Consider the following 16,838-nt stretch of genomic DNA (forward strand, 5'->3'; position numbering starts at 1 on the left):
TTTGTTCAGAAAGATCATGATTTCAGTTGATTCGAGATCTTTCTCCCGCGAGTTGCGTTGTTATATTCATTAATTAACTCATCCAGCACCATGGATTGGCGAATAACCTCCGGATGCCATAGTTCCGGGTATTGAGCTGCAATCTGGTAGAGCCTTTGCCGTGCATGTTCGATACATTCCTGAATGGTTTCCGGATTATGTACCATACTCCCGCCCCCTGTTGTCCTTGAATATCATCATCCAAAAAAGACCATCTAATATAATATTCGGAACAAGAGGGGATTTGGATTACCCCAAAATTAAAATTTTGGTTATTTTTTCTTGTAAAAGTTATGATTAGCGTGGATCACATGAGTTGATGTACATATATGTTCAATACAAATAAACCGGATCGGCTGCGGCCTGTCCGGTTTTATTCCTGCTGAGTTTTTCAATTTTCTCTATCATGCTCCATTCATCTTAATCCAACATCCTTAAAACGATTGCCTATCGTCTCTGGAAAGACACGTTTAATGGCATCAATGGCACGTTGTTCCGTAGCCCCTGCCTTCCGGATAAGCTCAATCACGCTTTGTACACATTCCGGTTCTCTCGAATCCCAAGAGATGGAGTTGTCTATTTCCTCAACGATCATTGTATACAGGTTTGCCAGTAGCTCATACTCGTTTATAACCTCATCCATTTGAATGGACAGATGCTTAAGTCCTGCAACATAAGAGGCAATATCCAATCTTGATTTGGCATAATAGCGAAGTACAGTTGCCGCTTGTTCTGCGTCATATGTTCCTGACTGCAAAGCAGCAGCAATAGCGGCATACGCAGCCGCCCCACAGGCATAATCTTGGGGCGGCAGCATATAGTCATGGGTTTCCCATTTGTACACGGCCTGGATTAACGATTCCTTGCAGACTTCCCATAAATCGATAGGTGCACAGGCTTCCAGAATCTGATAATACCAGTAGGTTGTACTGCTCCTCCCAAACGAATCATAGGGCACACGAATGATTTCATCACCTTTACTTTTACAGATGAATAACACCCGTTCCGCATCATCATATCCAGTAACAATGACAAATTGATCGTGCCAGAGAATCGCACCTACGCCCCGGTCAATGGAAGCTTTGATGTCCAGCAGAGCCTGCTTCTGATAGAGCGGAAAGGTTGGTTCGAACGAAAAGCCCGCTGCCTGGCTCGCCGTCACACCAATGAAGTCAGCTGCGACAAAGTTCTCTGCCATCCAATTGTATGTCGAAATTGATTCTGACGTCAGACGCCGATCCACCACTAACCGGAAGGCACTTGCTGTCATGCCTGCAATCATGTGGTGTGGGAAAACCGTCCACTGTTTATGTAATAAAATGCGAAACAACGCATCTGTATACGCGCTCACACCGCTCCATGATCTACATTCATCAGCAGAATTCACAGATTGCGGGGATTGAATCCAGTCCTGCAATACTACTTTTGTCGCCATTATCCTTCACTCCCTTCCTCTCTCATCCTATCGTGCGGAATGTGCTCCCCACCGTGGTATAGTGGACCTTTTACGGTCAGGATACTTCCTGGATATCACTCGAAAATAATCAATAGCCTGCTCTTCCAGTGCTTTCGCCTTCACGAGTACTTGTGCTAAATCTTCTGTGGTGTCTGGTCGCAAGACACGTCTATTCTCCTGCTGAACCATATATCCTTTCATTTGGTCAATTAACGTCCCAAGCTGTTCATAACCTGCACAAGCGTGGTCCAGTTCGTTCCATATCCCTCGAACACCCTGCAAATACATTCGTATTTCGGTTCGCGAATGGCAGAAGGATTCCAAAATATAACCTGCACCGGATTCATCGAAATCCCCACTCCGCAAGGCCTTCACCCACACATCATATGCCTTTCTGCCTGAAGCAATATTCTGATCAGGTAACAGACGATAGGGAATATCCCAATCCTCAATCGCCAGTCGCAGGGATTCCAGCAGCATCTGCTGTTCAGGGATGCGCACCTGATCACCAAACACCTGACAATACCAAAATCCGGTAAAGTTCAAGCCGAAATTGTCATACAACAAAATCTGCGGTTCCTTGCTCCATCCGTCTTGCACATAAAAGATGCGGTCACTGTCATCATATCCATGGATAACACCGAACTCAGGAATCCAGTAAATCACACCAGTGCCTTCATCAATACTCCGTCTCGCCCAATTCACGGCATCCTGCTGATAATAACTGAACGTGGAATGACGTGTACGTCCCCCATCCCAGATCGTGAATATCCCCAGGTTATCGACTCCAGGACGATGTGCTTCCCCCCATTGTCCATATGCTGTAACCGACATGGGAAGTAGTCTGCGATGCACCGACAGCTTGAAAGCCATGCCCGTATATCCGGCAAGTACAACCTTGGAACCTTGAAACTGGCCCGTATGGGTTAGTATCGCATGCAGACTATCCACGTACGATTTGGACTCCCGCTTCATGATGAGGTTATTTAAAATATTCTCAGCCAAGGACGGATCTTCTCCTCTCTATGCTGCTTTATTCCACGTTTTGCTTACGTTGTATCGCGAGCCTGTCCATTAATCCTTCTGCGCTTTGCTGAAGCTTGCGCCTAAGCCACCCAGGAGACAATAGTTCCTCCCATTCGCTAACAAACAAATGCTGCAAGAAAGCATCCGTGTCATAAAATTCAATTGAATAAATCTGATCTTGCCTAGACTGGATACGATACCCTTGCCATAGGTCCATTTGCTGCAATTCCTTCAAGCGAATCTCAGCTACAAACGGTTTACGCACAGGCAGTGGTTCTTCCCATCCACCTAGGAGGGCATCTGACCTGTACTCAAATCTCTCATCCAAGATCGATACATGAACAATGCCCTCCAAGCGAATCGCCACTTGCTGTACAGGATCTGCTTCATAACCCACCACGTAATCGGCGTTAAACTGGGATATCATCTTTAATGGACACAAGGAAAACTGCCGTTCTCCATCGTGATCCCTGTAATGAATATGTACTCTGCGCAAGTCGGTTATGGCATGGGACAATAATTCAAAGAATTGCAGTTGCTTCGGTTGCGCCGAAAATACCGGAAGCTCGCTACTTCCCATCTGTTGTTCCTCCAACGTAAAACGCTCCAGCAAATGTGCTACACGTTTCACCGCGTCCGATTGATCATAATCGTAATGTCGATAGCGATGCGCCAGATATTTCAGCACACGCTGCTCTTCTTCGGTCATATACAAATGGGGCAATCGAAAAGTCTGATCCTCATAACAATAGCCCCGATATTTTGCCATATACACCAAAGGGGCTCGCAAGGAACTTGCCATATATTCAATATCACGCTGAGCCTGACGACGGGAGATTTCAAATTCACGGGCAAGCCAGCTGCTATTCGGAAAACGTCCACCCCGAATCTGTTCGTCAAACCAGTGAATCCGATGCATGTTACTCATCTTCCCGCCCCCATCTCATCCATTCCTAATATATTCGATTATATCAAAAGACATGGCCTGTTCCGAAGAACAGGCCGGTTATGTTACACATGTGCCTTATCCACTCTGGATTGCACAGCTTTGAAGCATTTCTTGCATACTTTCAGACTTGTACCGTCTGTTTTTGTTTGCGTATACAACAATTTAATTCGGGTACTGCTACACACCGGGCATGTTCCCCGGCCCCTGGAAGGAAGACTCCACAAAACGCGTCCTCTTTTCGTTTTTGCCAATGGTTGTGAACCTCTTTTCGATATGGTTTGTGTGTTCACCGTTATTATATAGGGCAAGGTACGACACAGAATGTCGCATCAGTTTTAAAGGTTGTTCAAAAAGTCCCCAATTGATCACGAAGTAGCCCAAGAAGCGAACTCGACATCGAATCTTGCGTTCACCTTCTCGGTGCTGAATCGTTAACTTTTTGAACATGCAGTAGCAGAAAATAAAAATGTCCCCTCTTCGACTTGAAGAAAGGACAACATTTAGGAAGGATCTGTGCTCGACTGAGCTGCGGCCTGCAATAACGGTTGCAGGAGTCCTGGAAAGCGCGTTTCCAGATCATCGGATCGCAGGGTGAGAAAATGCTGTGTGCCCTGCACTCTGACCCGAATAACTCCAGCTTCCCGCAAGGTACGAATGTGATGCGACATCGTTGACTTCACAACAGGTGCATGAAAATGACTGCACGGCTGCTCCCCGCTTCTCGCTGCTTCCGCAACAATCCCAAGACGGGTCGGGTCGCTTAACGCATACAATACGGAGGAAAGTTCAATATCTGACACCTGTGGATGATGTAAAATTTTCATACTGTAGTCCCCTTTTCTCAGACTATCCATTGTATTTTAACACACATCCATGATATATTTCTAATGTTCGACACCAATCGAACTTTAATGATTTCGTTATGTAACCCCTGCTGTCAGGCACGGGATTGACATCATACTACATTTTGCAAATGTTACACACCGTTTCTGAAATGTTGCGAAATACACATCACTTTAGGAGGTTTTTATGAACAACACCGCAACCGCATCATCAGGGGAACGGACCGGAATACAGGAAGGATTAATTGTAGGCTTGCTTGGCTTCACCGTTGTACTCGTTGTGATGAATACAATGATGTTTAATCTGGCCCTGCCCAAAATTGCAGCCGAATTTATGCTTACATCCGTCGCTTCCTCATGGATTGTTACAGGGTATTCCATTGTATTTGCCATTTCCTCGATTACGTTCTCACGTCTATCGGATTTCATACCTATTCGTACATTATTCACGACCGGGCTTACGTTACTTGGTGCGGCATCCGTTCTCGGGTTCTTCAGTAATCATTTCATCATTTTGCTCATTGCACGTCTGATTCAGGCTGCAGGTGCTGCTTCGGTTCCGGGGCTTGCCATTGTGCTGATTACCCGGTACATTCCACATGATCGCCGGGGTAAATCGATGGCTGTCATCATGTCTGCCAGTTCACTGGGGCTTGGACTTGGTCCCGTCATTGGCGGAAGTATTACTCAGTTTCTGGGATGGCATGATCTGTTTATCGTTACGGGATTAACGTTATTCTTGATTCCTGTATTCTTCAAACTGCTTCCGCGGGAAACACCGCAAAAAGGTTCATTTGACCTGCTGGGTGCCGTGCTTCTTGCCATTGGTACTACGGGTGTGCTGTTATTCCTGACTTCCCGTCAGTGGTACACGCTTGTTATCGGTGCTGCGGCACTGCTTCTGTTCTGGCTCCGAATTCGGCGCGCGGCAGATCCATTTGTTCAACCTGCTTTGTTCAAAGACAAAAAATATATGATGCTCAGCTCGCTGGGGATTGTATCGTACATTAATAACTTCTCAACGTTGTTTCTGTTACCGCAAATTTTGGCACATCTATATGGACTGACACCTGCTCAATCGGGACTTGTCATCTTCCCGGGTGCAGTCGTGTCCATGCTGCTGTCCAACCGGATCGGCCGCATGATTGACCGACATGGCAATACGTTGCTGCTGAAGTTTGCACCATGGTTGCTACTGGCAGCTGCCGGGTTATTCGCCTTATTTGCAGACAATAACATCTACGCCATTATGGCTGTGTATGTCCTGCTCAGCGTTGGCTTCTCTTCCCTAACCACCAGCGTGTCCAATGAATTGTCTGGCAATCTGACCATGGATCAAGTGGGCGCAGGTATGGGGCTGTTCCAACTCAGTCAGTTCTTCAGTGGTGCTTTCAGTGTTGCTGTTACTGGCGTAGCATTAACGGCGATGCAGAACATGCCTCTCTCCTCGGCATATACCAATATTTTCTGGGGTATGACCGTGGTCGCACTGGCATCCGTTATTTTCTCTCAGGTGTATCTGAGAATGCAGTCACAGAAAAAAGCTGCTGCTTAATATGAAGCAAATCATTAAAAAGGCCCGTAAAGCGAACGTCGCTTTACGGGCCTTTTTGATTTTCGTAAGATTAGTGATACCCTTAACTGGCAACAAGATGTTTGACCAAGTCATGGGCCTCTTGTTCCAGAGCTATAATTTCTCCGATTTTACCCAGCACTCGATCTAACATATGATGTCGACGATCCAGATCCAGGTATTGACTTTTCAATGTCATATTAGCCGCGAGATTCCATCGTTGCGCAGCATATTCGTACGTCTCCACCAGTTGAGAAATATCCGGATTGTACGGTATTCCTTCTCTTAGGAAATGGCCATACAAATATCTGTTATTACTTATGCCCGCCAAGTCGCCATACATATTGTCCAGATATTCTTCCGTCAATGCGGATGAATCTTGCATATGCTGACGTGTAGCGTCGATATACCTTTCAATGGCAGGCAAACCAACATGCGGATTAACCAATTCATACCACTCAACCTGTTTGGTTAGCTGCCCGGATATTCCATCCATGATTTCATGATTTTGTTGAAGCATTTCGTAGAACTCTCTCTCTTTCACCTGCTCAACGGCATTCCCAACATCTAATGTAGCATAACGATAACGCGTACCCTCACGAATTAATGGCGTCTGACCTAGATCAAGCGCTTCAAATAACGTCTGTTCATCCATATTACCTTTCAAATGATAAAAATCATCAATAAACTCAAACTGTCCATCTGCATAGTCGGACAAGACAATACAATGCGACGAATGAAGTAATTGATAAAGTGAATTGTACTTCATGTAAAATACATCAACCCATACAATGACTGCTTCGTTTTGCTGAAGCAACGTCATGATTTCCTGGATAACCTCGGTCCGTTCGTTTGTTCTGACGATATTCAAATCAATATGATGAATGCGTTGAAACTCATTTTCAACAGTCATATAAGTAGGGACAAGTTTCGGGGTGCCTCTCTCCGGGTCTTCATGGTACATCATCCCGCATTGCTTCCATACCGCCAGGAAATTCGTGATTTCTTTATAGTTGAGAATGCTGCTTACACATAGGGTAAAGCAATCTTCACCTTCTGTATGTGCTTCTCTTGGCTGAATATTCATATATTCCACTCCTTCCCTAAGGTTAGTGCAAAGATATGCATGCATGGATTGTCTGGCAATAGGATCTTGTCAAATGAAATGGGTTCTTCCAGCATAATCTGCTGGAACCAAATAATAGGCTGTTTGGATGTCAGTAAGGTACCCTTTTGTGTACACATCCCGCTACATTGAAACATAATTTCTTCATTATAATGTGGGCTCGTCTCGGTCCAGTTTGTCAGATCCAATGACGCTCTTCCCATCCGCTCTCCGGCTCGTTCAAAATCAATGAATTCATGGTATGAACCATTATCTGCCGCACCCAGAATATATAATGTCGAATATAGATCCAATGGTACCGGAATGCGCTGGCTATCCAGTTCTATATTATTAAATGCCTGTCTGCGTAAAGGAAAATGAAACGGAACATCCCGCCATTGCACATTCTCCTGATCAGGAAGTTCGTCTCCAGGGTATGAGGAACCAAAGGTCGTGAAGTTCCCTATCTGGTTTGTATCCAGATAGCTAAAACCATTGTTGTTATAGTGCTCTTCCAAAGGTAGTGGACAATAGATGGTCATGTCATTAACCTCCTAGAATCATTCTATTTACGTCAGGTGACAGTTGACCCGACACCTTGCCGCTGCTCCTTGAACAACGTGTCATACACCTCATGCCGCCCGGCCAGTTCCAGATGAGTGCCCCTAGCAACAATCTCTCCCTGATCGAGCACAATGACTTGCTCGGCATCCTGAATAGCTGAATACCGGTGGGCGATCACAAGCACCGTCATATGCTGTGCGATCCTACGGATCACCTCATTTATTTTCCGTTCCGAGTCATTATCCAGTGCAGAGGTTGCTTCATCCAGAATAAGCATTCGGGGTCTTGTTAACAGCACCCTCGCAAGCGCCAAACGCTGCTTCTGGCCTCCGGACAGCTTAATACTTGACTCACCCAGAACCGTATTATACTTGTCAGGCAATTCTTCAATGAAATCATCCAGCAAAGCCATGCGGCAAACCTCTCGTATCTCTTCTTCTGTAGCCTGTGGCTGTACGAGTCTGAGATTATCCATGAGGGACATACTGAACAAGGTATTCTCCTGCATAACCACCCCTATATGTTGATAAAGGTAGTCTGATCCCAAGTCACCAATGGGCTGTCCGTCAACGAGAATAGCCCCTTGCTGTGTTTCATTCTGCCCTAGAATAAGTTTGATTAACGTGCTCTTACCCGAACCACTTCTGCCTACGATCGCTGTATAATCACCAGGCTGGATGTTCAGATTAATCTCATGCAAGACATCACTTTGATTCTCCTGATAACGAAAGGAGACATCCTTGAATTCGAGATGCCCTTGGAACTCTGGCTGTAGTCCGAGCTTTCTCTGTGGTACAACGGTTAGTTCCAGCAATTCAACGATCCGTTCAATGGAAGGTGTCACATCATGAAGTTGAACATTGGAGGCATTAATTTCATTAATGTTGTTAATCATCTGTTGATAGTATGTCAGAAAAACAAGCAGCCCCCCGATTGTTAATTCTCCCTGAAAAATCAGCAACCCGCCGATAAAATAAAGATTCATCTTATTAATAAAGTCATCCTGAAAGGTGTAGTACAGCTCATTGGCATACGTATATGCCAGATGTCGGAATTTGATTTTGCCAAAACGTTTCCAATACCCCACAAACTTGATGGATTCTTTGCGTTGCATATTCAGTGCCTTGATTTCCTTCCAGTGTCTGAAGCTGTTCGATATCCATGTCTCATATTCTCCGGTAGTCTGGCGGAATTCAGAGACCAGTACTTTGGCTTTTTTGCCCAATCGGGAACTGATGACAAAGGAAATGGGAAGCATAACAAAACCCAGCAAAGCCATCTTCCAATTCAGCGATAACAGAATAACCACATACGCCCCTACGCTGATCCATTTGAACGTATAATCAATCAAATGCAAAAAGATAAAGTCTTTAACCAGTGTGACGTCTCCATCCAGCCTATTCTTCAGATCTCCCGCACTATAGCGCTCATATAAAGTTGGCTTCATTCGCACTAATCTTTTCCACATGTTCAGCTGCAAATCGAGCTTGGTCCGACCTAATAACCGGTTACTGAACAGCGTTTGTAAACCCAGAGCGGTTGTCTCCAACGCAAATAAGCCCAGGTATCCGGCAAGGATATAGGGTAACATTCCAAGCTCCCGTCCAACCATGACATGATCAATGAGCAGCTTGTACAGATAAGGGATCATGAGCGCAATAGCAGTCAAGGCCAATTTCAGTGTACCTAGAATGAAGATTTGACGATTCGCATTTTTGATAAATGGCTTAATCTGTTTAAAGAGTGCATACCGGGAAGTTGACGGTGTCTTCGTCACGACATCAGTCCCTCCTTCCGGATGAAATCTTCTGCAAATAACTCACGGTAGTGCTCGCTATTCTCCAGCAGATATCCATGCGTGCCTGTAGCCACAATGCGTCCCTGATGTACAACAGCAACCCGATCAGCATTCAGGATGGAGGATAAGCGATGGGCGATGACAATCGAAGCACGATCCTTGCTCAATTTCTGCCAGGAATGCTGGACCGCTTGTTCAGCTTCATAGTCCAAAGCGGAAGTGGCTTCGTCGAATATAATTAATTTGGGTTGCTTCAGAAAAATGCGGGCAATAGACAGACGCTGCTTTTGTCCACCGGAGAACTCCATTTCCCCTGCACCAATAACGGTGTCCAGACCCTGAGGAAGAGAACGGATAAAGTCTCCAATATAGGCCTGATCACATGCCTCCAGCAATTGATCATCATCCGCGTGAGCGCTGCCAAGCATCAGATTGTAACGGATGGTTTCATGGAACAGAATGGCCTCCTGCTGCACAATTCCTACTCTCTTGCGCAGTCGAGACAGAGAATAGTCATCTATATGCCTGCCACCAATTCGAATCTCCCCTACCTCCGGGGTGTAGAAACCGAGCAGCATGTTCACAATCGTTGTTTTGCCCGAGCCACTCTTACCTACAAGCGCAACAGATTCATGAGCACCGATCTCCAACGTGAGACCGTCCAGCACATAGGGACCCTGTTCATCATACCGAAATCTCACTTGCTCGAATGACGTCTCCCCATTTTCCATCTCAACTTCCGATTGACCACCGCTCCTCTCCGTCTCTTCATCCAGAAGATCAAAGACTTTGCGGGACTGTACCGTCAGCTTGGGCAGATTCACAACCGCCTCGTAGATCATCATCATGGATTGATTATTCTTGGTCAGATACGACATAATGGCAACAAAGGCTCCTGCCGTAAGCTGTCCCTGAACAATAAGCACACCCGCAATGGCATAGATACACAGATCTGATAGCAAAAAAATAAATGCATTAGAGCGGGTAGACATCCATTTCATGACTTCTGTCTGATTGTCGAGACGAATAACGTCTGCGCTCTGTCCCGTGAACAGTGTAGTGACCCTTCTGCCACTCCCCAACAAACGAATATCTCTCATGCCTTGAAGTATCTCCAGCATCCAGCTGACAAAATGGCCGTATTTCCCACGCAAAATGGTCTGCTGCTTGGTCATCTTACGATTAAAATACTGTGATACCCAGACCGAAACCGGAACCAGCACCATCATGGCCAGAGCGATATACGGATTGAGATAAAATAAAAAAACAAACGAAACCAGCAATTTGGTAAATGGAGCTGCCATCTGAAAAATGATTAACTCTATTAACTGCATGACAGAATCCGTGTCTCTTGTTAGACGTGTGACCAGATCACCGGTCTGGGCTTTTTGAAAATAAGATGCTTTAAAATGAAGAATACGATCAAATAAACTTTTTCGAATATCAAATAGAAATTTAACATTCAGGTAGATCCAGATGGATTTAATGATCCAACTTAGAGCCCTTACACCTACATACAAAGCAATATAAGTCAAAATAACATAGCCGAAGAAATGAAGATTACGGTGATAGAATACTTCGTCGATCAAGATGGCAAAAATAAGCGGTCCAATCAGATCCACCACCACCATGATTAGCTCGCAGAACAACATGGTAATCAAGCTGATTCGGTAGGGTTTGGCGAATGTACGGATTCGTTTGCTCAGTGAAATATTCTCCATGCCATCCTCCTCTAGGATATCCAGCTATCAAGTACGGTCTGGCTCTGGGATTGTACCTCGGTAACAATCGGGAACTCGGTTGTATGGGATAACTTCATCCGCTCGGCCAGCTCTTCATTCCATACACCTTCAGCTGTAATTCGAGTCGTAGATGATGTGGGGTCCTGGTTAACCTCAAGGATCTGGGCAGCGTAACGTTTACCTTGTTCCTCTGTGTACCAGATCAAGGAGTCACCCTTCTGAAACCCCGTAATAGGCTCTTCTGTAAATTCAGCTATAATGTGTACTTTGACATCCTCCCCTTGCAGTGATTCAGACCCTGCAGTTGCCGTTGCCGTCTCACTGCGCAGATAGGAGGTCGTATGGAATTGCATGGCTAACGTCACTAATGCTGTCACAGTTAATCCAATAATGATAAGTGCAGCCACGGGTAATTGAATCGAAAGCCGGAACCAGATCTGTCCTATTCGTTTAGTCCGGCTCATGTTCCGAATCTCCTTCAATGAGGCTGACCAGGTAATCCTTCAAATCGGCTATGGTGTCGGTTTGCACAAATGCCAATTGATCATCGTCTATCTCAATGTTGAATACTTTCTCCATCTCCACCACAATTTTAATGTAATCGAGTGAATTCGTTCCAAGTTCCCCCCAGGCTTGATCCATCTGAATATCCGTTCCATACTCCATAACCTTGTCGATGACCTGTATTATTTGAGTCTCCAATGTCATGATTTCACTCATTCAGATCCTCCCCATCATGTGAGATTTAACCAACTCATCGTAATACTTCCGTTCAAGCACACTTATATTTCTGTATATCTCAGGGAGTTTATGAAACGATGTTGGTTTATATGAAGAAGTAAGCACATACTTGGTCAGAACTGCGCGAATGTCACTCCACTCCATGACAATGCGCTCACGAATATGTGTCAATCTGGAATCCGCGCCAGTTAGATTGGCACAACGATACACCTCGGCCTTTTTGGCACTAATCAATTTATGAAGCGAAATGACCCAATCCTCCGCTATGGAAGACACCACATGTTGATCCTGAACAACGGCCTCAAACTGTGGCACACTCTCCTCCAGTCTTGCCAGACTGTTCTCTACCCGCTCCTGTTGCTCTTCAATATGATCCACATAGATCTTCCAGTAAGCCTCCAACTGTTTCGAACTGGCATCTCTTTGATGTATCACCGGATAATGCTTATTGTAGAACGTATAGAAGGTGTGGTTTTCCATATTAAAATGCTCGATATAGCCATGATAGCTATCCGACAGATCCTGGTAACTAACAATTCGTTCTTCATACGACAAGTTATCATGATGCTTATGCTCCATCACGGTAAACGTCTGGTTGATCGGATCAGCACCGTATACAAGCCAGGTATGTGGAATATGCTTTTTGAGATACGTATCATTGCGTATGGATGTGTAATAGACGTCAACCCAGACAATAACCGGTTTGGCATTCAGAACCGCTCGACTGACATCCTGTATAATGTCCTCGCTAGCTTTTACCATTTCATAACCAATGCCCAGATCGTCCAGAATGTCTGTATCCTTGCGACAGGAGAAGAAACCATTCACAAGAAATTGCTTATTCTCAGACCATAGATACTCATCCACATGATGGATGAAAAACGGATGTATGCTTTTGTTCTGTTGCAATACAATGGGAAATAAAGAGTTATAGAAGCATAATTTGAAAAAGACTTCGTTAAAAGGCTGATATCCACCGGAATGGGCTAGCTGTGAATACTCCACACCCAATGATGATGACGTCTTGTTAACCTTTACAACGCCAGATGGCTGTCCGTTATTTTCACTTTCATATGAATCGGCAAGCTCGGGATTCTCTTCCAGAACTGCTGCAAGCATCCTTATGGTGGGATTGTCATACAAAATGGAAGGCAGGACCCGAATACCGAGATTCTCCAGTTCAACCTCCATTCGGATCACAAGCAGGGAGTGCCCGCCAAGCTGAAAGAAGTCGTCGTCAATACCGATCCGTTCCATCTCCAGCAATGTACGCCAAACTTGCACCAGTTGGTGCTCCAGCTCATTCGTGGGCGGTGCATAGTTCATGCCAAAATGTAATGACTGCCTCTGGTTCAATAACTCTCGTGTATCTATCTTCCCATGGATCGTTCGCGGCATATGTGATATTTGAATATATCTTGAAGGCAGCATATATTCGGGCAACAATGACATCAGATATTGGCGAATATCCATGACATACAGTTCCGTATCGGCCACAATATAAGCGGTCAGCACCTTCTCACCTTCGACTCCGGTCGTCAGCACAACACATTCGTCAATTGGACCGTAACGGTTCAGATGTCGCTCTACTTCTGCCAATTCAATCCGATGGCCCCTGACCTTAACCTGCTTGTCCATCCTTCCCAGAAACAACATGCGGCCTTCCGCTGTCCACATTCCTATATCCCCTGTGCGAAACATCCGCTCTCCTTCAACAAACGGTGACTCGATAAACTTCTGATCTGTCAATTCCTGCAATCCTATATACCCGCGAGATACCCCGTTGCCCGAAATACATATTTCTCCGGGTACGCCTATGGGCAACATTAGTCCATGACGATCTCCAATGTGTACAAAATAACCTTGAATAGGGCGCCCCACTGGAATCGGATCAACAGTCTCTGATGACAGCTTCTCATAGAGTGCACATACCGTCGTCTCGGTGGGGCCGTACGTATTGTATACATTGGTATAGGTGAGCAGATGTCCAATATCCGCCATCTTCAATACATCTCCACCGCTGATAATGGTGCGAACACTCGCAAGATTGGGCATCCGGTTAAGTTCCCTCAGGATATGAGGTGTAGTGCTGACAAGGGTGACCTTGTGTCTGTCCAGTAACTGCACTAGTCCGTGGATATCCAGCAGTTGTTCTCGTTGAACCACAACCAGTGTTGCCCCGGCAGTTAATGAAGGAAACACTTCTTCCATATAAGTATCAAAGGTACTCGCTGCTTGTTGAAGCACCTTGTCTGTTGAATTTAGTTGAAACTCGGCTTGAAAAGCGTTCACGTATGCACTCAGATTTCGTTGCTCTACTCCGACCCCTTTGGGCTCACCCGTTGAGCCGGACGTATACAGAATGTAGGCTAGACCATTCATATCGGGTACGAAACTTAAACCACTTCCATCTTCTACTCTCCATGGGGCAGCATCCAGCTCAATCATTTCTATGCCTGAGCCTGAAGGCATAGCCAATGTCATCTCCTCTAAAGCTCGATGTACATTCGTTTCCAACAGTCCCGTAAGAATAATGCGGGCATCCGATTCCATTAAAATATGGCGTATACGCTCCATGGGATATTCAGGATGAAGAGGAATATAGGTTCCTCCTGCCTTGAACACCGCCAGGATCGTAATGATTAACTCCATGGAGCCTGCCATCATAACGGGGACTGGACTCTCCGCAGTCACCCCAGAAGCAATCAGGAGACGGGCAAGTTGATTGGATTGCTCCTCCAGAGACTGATACGAAATCTGGCGATCTCCCTCTATAACCGCAGTCTGGTTGGGTGTTCTGATTACTTGTTCAAGAAATAGAGCACAGACAGAACGTGCCTCCGGCAGGAACAAATGTGGACTCCTGTTCCATCTTTCCATGATTTCATTCTCCTCTTCCAGAGAAAGGAGCTGACTCATGGATAGCGGTTGGTCTGGTAAGACTGTTGTCTGTTCCAGCAATCGTATGTAGTGGGAACATAAACGCTCAGGTTGGCTGGGTTCAAGGGATATGGCACCATAACGGAGAGTCATCTGAAGTCGTTGATCTACCCGGTCAAACGCCAGTGAACAATGGGCTCCTTCATCCAGAATAGGTTCCTCATGGATTCCTTTCATATACAGAACCGTCTTCAACTCGCACTCCTCGGGAAGCCGCCCCAGCTTCTCTGCCATCTTATCGTAAGGAAAATGCCAGTATGTTCGGGCGGACATGACTTCAGATTTGGTATGTAATACCAATTGTCTGAACGATGCTGTCTCGTCTACTTTCCCACGAATGGCGAGCAAGTGGGAACTTCGAAAATCTTCGACTTGTTCTGGAGTCAGGGGCATACCCAGCAACATATCTTGATGTCCATGATAACGATACAACAGATGTTGAAATCCCGATAAGAGCAATATATACAACGCCAAATTTGATCCCCCACTCATGCGGATCAATCTTGCGGACAATTCATCTGGAAAGGATAAGGAAAGGATCTGTACGTTGGGTTCTCCAGTCTGTATCGAAGGTTGCAGAATTCCATCAAACAACGTTCCAATATGAATATCGCCATCTAGTTGTTTCTGCCAATACACTCGTTCTTCCTTAAATTTATCACTCGACATCATAACATTAAGTAGATGGATATCCATGATCTCACCCCGAATACATAGTAAACCGGCACAACAAGTGTTGATCACACCTGTCCTGCCGGTTGATTGTTGTACACGTGCTTGTTTATGCCGTAGTAACTTTCAGGTCACTCCACAAATAATACTGCCCCGTCTCGTCCAGGATCTGGTGGAACCAGTCATCCCGTTCTTCCTGCTCTACTTGTTTGGTTTCGAATATCGTTCCGAGCCATTCCAGCGACTGTTTCATCTGCTCCGTAGTCGGGGCCTGATCCGCCGCCTCAAGCTCCTCTTGAAGCTGTTGAATCTGTTTATATGGCTCAACGACTCCTTTTTGATATTCCTCCTGATCCCAATTCCGATTAGGTGTAGCTACAGCCGCAGCCATACATTTCGTTACTACCGTTGGTCTCGGTCTGGATACAACAGCCTGATCCAGTAACTCTTTCAGTGCTTTACGATCCTCTTTCTGTCCGTAGGCAAAAGATTTCATACCGAGCTTATCCATTTCTACCAGTCCGCTCAGGACATTTTTGGGTCCAAGTTCAATCGTCAGCGTAACGCCATGCTTCTTGAGATATTGCATCGTCTGTGCCCACTTGACCGGCTGGGACAGCTGCCTTTGGAGAAGTCCCGTAATTCGCCCGGCTTCGGTGTATGGCGTGGCGGTAACATTGGATACGACAGGCCACTTGAATGGATGGAAACGATAATTGGCAAGTTCCGCCCCAAGCTGTTCACCAGCCGACTCCATCAAGCGGCTATGGAACGGCGCACTCATCATCAACGGGGTTGTCTGGGCATCCTGGTCCAGCAGGATGGATTCCACTTGTTCAATCGAATCCTGATGACCGGATATGGCATACTGGCTCGAAGCATTGTAACAGGAAATCGCAGACCAAGCCGTATCGGTTGACACTTGCTCGCAGGCTCTGCGGATCATCTCCTCATCGGCGCCATCAATGATGGTCATGGCTCCATCTGCTTCATCTGCGATAAGTTCCGTCAATTCCCCGCGTCGCTTGGTGATCCGCACAGCATCACCAAATGTCATAGCACCGGAGCACGCTAGAGCTGCATACTCACCCAGGCTGTGGCCTGCGCAGAATTGCGGGTTGATCCCGATCTCCTCCATGTAGACACGATAGGCAACCACACTCGCTGTCAACAATGCCGGCTGCATATTGGAAGGTTTGTTCAGATCAAAAAGGCTGCCTTCAAAACTCAATTTGGCCAAATCAAAGCCCAGAATATGGTTGGCTTCTTCATACGTTTGTCTTGCAATCTCGTACTGATCATAGAAGTTTTTCATCATCCCTACATATTGAGAACCTTGCCCTGGAAACAGAAATGCTATTTTTTCCATTGATTAAACACCTCGCCTCTTA

The 16,838-nt window shown here is 45.8% G+C and carries 15 protein-coding genes; 1 reads left to right on the top strand and 14 read right to left on the bottom strand.

Features of this window, described 5'->3' with window-relative positions; genetic code table 11:
- Nucleotides 1-14 precede the first annotated feature (14 nt).
- The 6 genes from AC6CIF_RS15070 to AC6CIF_RS15095 form a co-directional block, all read right to left on the bottom strand.
- Nucleotides 15-206 carry an aspartyl-phosphate phosphatase Spo0E family protein gene (locus tag AC6CIF_RS15070; protein ID WP_076328857.1) on the bottom strand — a complete coding sequence of 64 codons (192 nt, stop codon included), beginning with the start codon at nt 204-206 and terminating at the stop codon, nt 15-17.
- Nucleotides 207-454: 248 nt separating this feature from the next.
- Entirely contained in the window at nt 455-1,474 is a 1,020-nt protein-coding gene (locus AC6CIF_RS15075) for a hypothetical protein (protein ID WP_498200261.1), read from the bottom strand.
- A gap of 27 nt (nt 1,475-1,501) precedes the next feature.
- Nucleotides 1,502-2,500, bottom strand: a complete 999-nt coding sequence (locus AC6CIF_RS15080) for a hypothetical protein (RefSeq protein ID WP_498200262.1) — start codon at nt 2,498-2,500, stop codon at nt 1,502-1,504.
- Between the two features lie 28 nt (nt 2,501-2,528).
- Complete coding sequence (locus tag AC6CIF_RS15085) at nt 2,529-3,449, bottom strand: helix-turn-helix transcriptional regulator (RefSeq protein ID WP_498200264.1); 921 nt, start codon at nt 3,447-3,449, stop codon at nt 2,529-2,531.
- 83 nt (nt 3,450-3,532) lie between these two features.
- The gene (locus AC6CIF_RS15090; RefSeq protein WP_074096524.1) at nt 3,533-3,721 is read right to left on the bottom strand and encodes a hypothetical protein; all 189 of its coding nucleotides are present in this window, start codon (nt 3,719-3,721) and stop codon (nt 3,533-3,535) included.
- Between the two features lie 249 nt (nt 3,722-3,970).
- The gene (locus AC6CIF_RS15095) at nt 3,971-4,294 is read right to left on the bottom strand and encodes an ArsR/SmtB family transcription factor (protein ID WP_036606795.1); all 324 of its coding nucleotides are present in this window, start codon (nt 4,292-4,294) and stop codon (nt 3,971-3,973) included.
- 205 nt (nt 4,295-4,499) lie between these two features.
- Here AC6CIF_RS15095 and AC6CIF_RS15100 point away from each other — a divergent pair, with 205 nt between their 5' ends.
- Nucleotides 4,500-5,867, top strand: coding sequence for an MFS transporter (locus tag AC6CIF_RS15100; RefSeq protein WP_498200267.1), 1,368 nt, complete (start codon nt 4,500-4,502; stop codon nt 5,865-5,867).
- Between the two features lie 82 nt (nt 5,868-5,949).
- On the opposite strand, the gene AC6CIF_RS15105 is transcribed toward AC6CIF_RS15100, so the two are convergent.
- From AC6CIF_RS15105 to fabD, 8 genes are all read right to left on the bottom strand, one after another.
- Nucleotides 5,950-6,972 carry a BtrH N-terminal domain-containing protein gene (locus AC6CIF_RS15105; protein WP_076212907.1) on the bottom strand — a complete coding sequence of 341 codons (1,023 nt, stop codon included), beginning with the start codon at nt 6,970-6,972 and terminating at the stop codon, nt 5,950-5,952.
- Nucleotides 6,969-7,532, bottom strand: coding sequence for a beta-sandwich domain-containing protein (locus AC6CIF_RS15110; RefSeq protein ID WP_076212910.1), 564 nt, complete (start codon nt 7,530-7,532; stop codon nt 6,969-6,971). The genes AC6CIF_RS15105 and AC6CIF_RS15110 overlap by 4 nt, the downstream gene beginning before the upstream one ends.
- A gap of 32 nt (nt 7,533-7,564) precedes the next feature.
- Complete coding sequence (locus AC6CIF_RS15115) at nt 7,565-9,331, bottom strand: ABC transporter ATP-binding protein (RefSeq protein ID WP_498200268.1); 1,767 nt, start codon at nt 9,329-9,331, stop codon at nt 7,565-7,567.
- On the bottom strand, nt 9,328-11,073 hold the full coding sequence (locus AC6CIF_RS15120) for an ABC transporter ATP-binding protein (RefSeq protein ID WP_498200270.1): 1,746 nt from the start codon (nt 11,071-11,073) through the stop codon (nt 9,328-9,330). The genes AC6CIF_RS15115 and AC6CIF_RS15120 overlap by 4 nt, the downstream gene beginning before the upstream one ends.
- Before the next feature lie 11 nt (nt 11,074-11,084).
- Entirely contained in the window at nt 11,085-11,558 is a 474-nt protein-coding gene (locus AC6CIF_RS15125; RefSeq protein ID WP_498200272.1) for a hypothetical protein, read from the bottom strand.
- Complete coding sequence (locus AC6CIF_RS15130) at nt 11,545-11,814, bottom strand: acyl carrier protein (protein WP_498200274.1); 270 nt, start codon at nt 11,812-11,814, stop codon at nt 11,545-11,547. Before AC6CIF_RS15130 ends, AC6CIF_RS15125 begins: the two co-directional genes overlap by 14 nt.
- A complete protein-coding gene (locus AC6CIF_RS15135; RefSeq protein WP_498200276.1) occupies nt 11,815-15,471 on the bottom strand; it encodes an amino acid adenylation domain-containing protein in 3,657 nt (1,218 codons plus the stop codon).
- An 85-nt stretch (nt 15,472-15,556) separates the two neighbouring features.
- Nucleotides 15,557-16,816, bottom strand: coding sequence for an ACP S-malonyltransferase (gene fabD / locus AC6CIF_RS15140; RefSeq protein ID WP_498200277.1), 1,260 nt, complete (start codon nt 16,814-16,816; stop codon nt 15,557-15,559).
- Between the last annotated feature and the right edge of the window lie 22 nt (nt 16,817-16,838).

It is taken from the genome of Paenibacillus sp. GQ49, assembly GCF_059759055.1.

Excerpts from the sequence above, each read along its gene's own strand:
- AC6CIF_RS15095 (WP_036606795.1), bottom strand. The coding sequence starts at position 4,294 with ATGAAAATTTTACATCATCCACAGGTGTCAGATATTGAACTTTCCTCC.
- AC6CIF_RS15135 (WP_498200276.1), bottom strand. The coding sequence starts at position 15,471 with ATGGATATCCATCTACTTAATGTTATGATGTCGAGTGATAAATTTAAG.
- AC6CIF_RS15070 (WP_076328857.1), bottom strand. The coding sequence starts at position 206 with ATGGTACATAATCCGGAAACCATTCAGGAATGTATCGAACATGCACGG.
- AC6CIF_RS15075 (WP_498200261.1), bottom strand. The coding sequence starts at position 1,474 with ATGGCGACAAAAGTAGTATTGCAGGACTGGATTCAATCCCCGCAATCT.
- AC6CIF_RS15130 (WP_498200274.1), bottom strand. The coding sequence starts at position 11,814 with ATGAGTGAAATCATGACATTGGAGACTCAAATAATACAGGTCATCGAC.
- AC6CIF_RS15120 (WP_498200270.1), bottom strand. The coding sequence starts at position 11,073 with ATGGAGAATATTTCACTGAGCAAACGAATCCGTACATTCGCCAAACCC.
- AC6CIF_RS15125 (WP_498200272.1), bottom strand. The coding sequence starts at position 11,558 with ATGAGCCGGACTAAACGAATAGGACAGATCTGGTTCCGGCTTTCGATT.
- AC6CIF_RS15100 (WP_498200267.1), top strand. The coding sequence starts at position 4,500 with ATGAACAACACCGCAACCGCATCATCAGGGGAACGGACCGGAATACAG.
- AC6CIF_RS15110 (WP_076212910.1), bottom strand. The coding sequence starts at position 7,532 with ATGACCATCTATTGTCCACTACCTTTGGAAGAGCACTATAACAACAAT.
- AC6CIF_RS15085 (WP_498200264.1), bottom strand. The coding sequence starts at position 3,449 with ATGAGTAACATGCATCGGATTCACTGGTTTGACGAACAGATTCGGGGT.
- AC6CIF_RS15105 (WP_076212907.1), bottom strand. The coding sequence starts at position 6,972 with ATGAATATTCAGCCAAGAGAAGCACATACAGAAGGTGAAGATTGCTTT.
- fabD (WP_498200277.1), bottom strand. The coding sequence starts at position 16,816 with ATGGAAAAAATAGCATTTCTGTTTCCAGGGCAAGGTTCTCAATATGTA.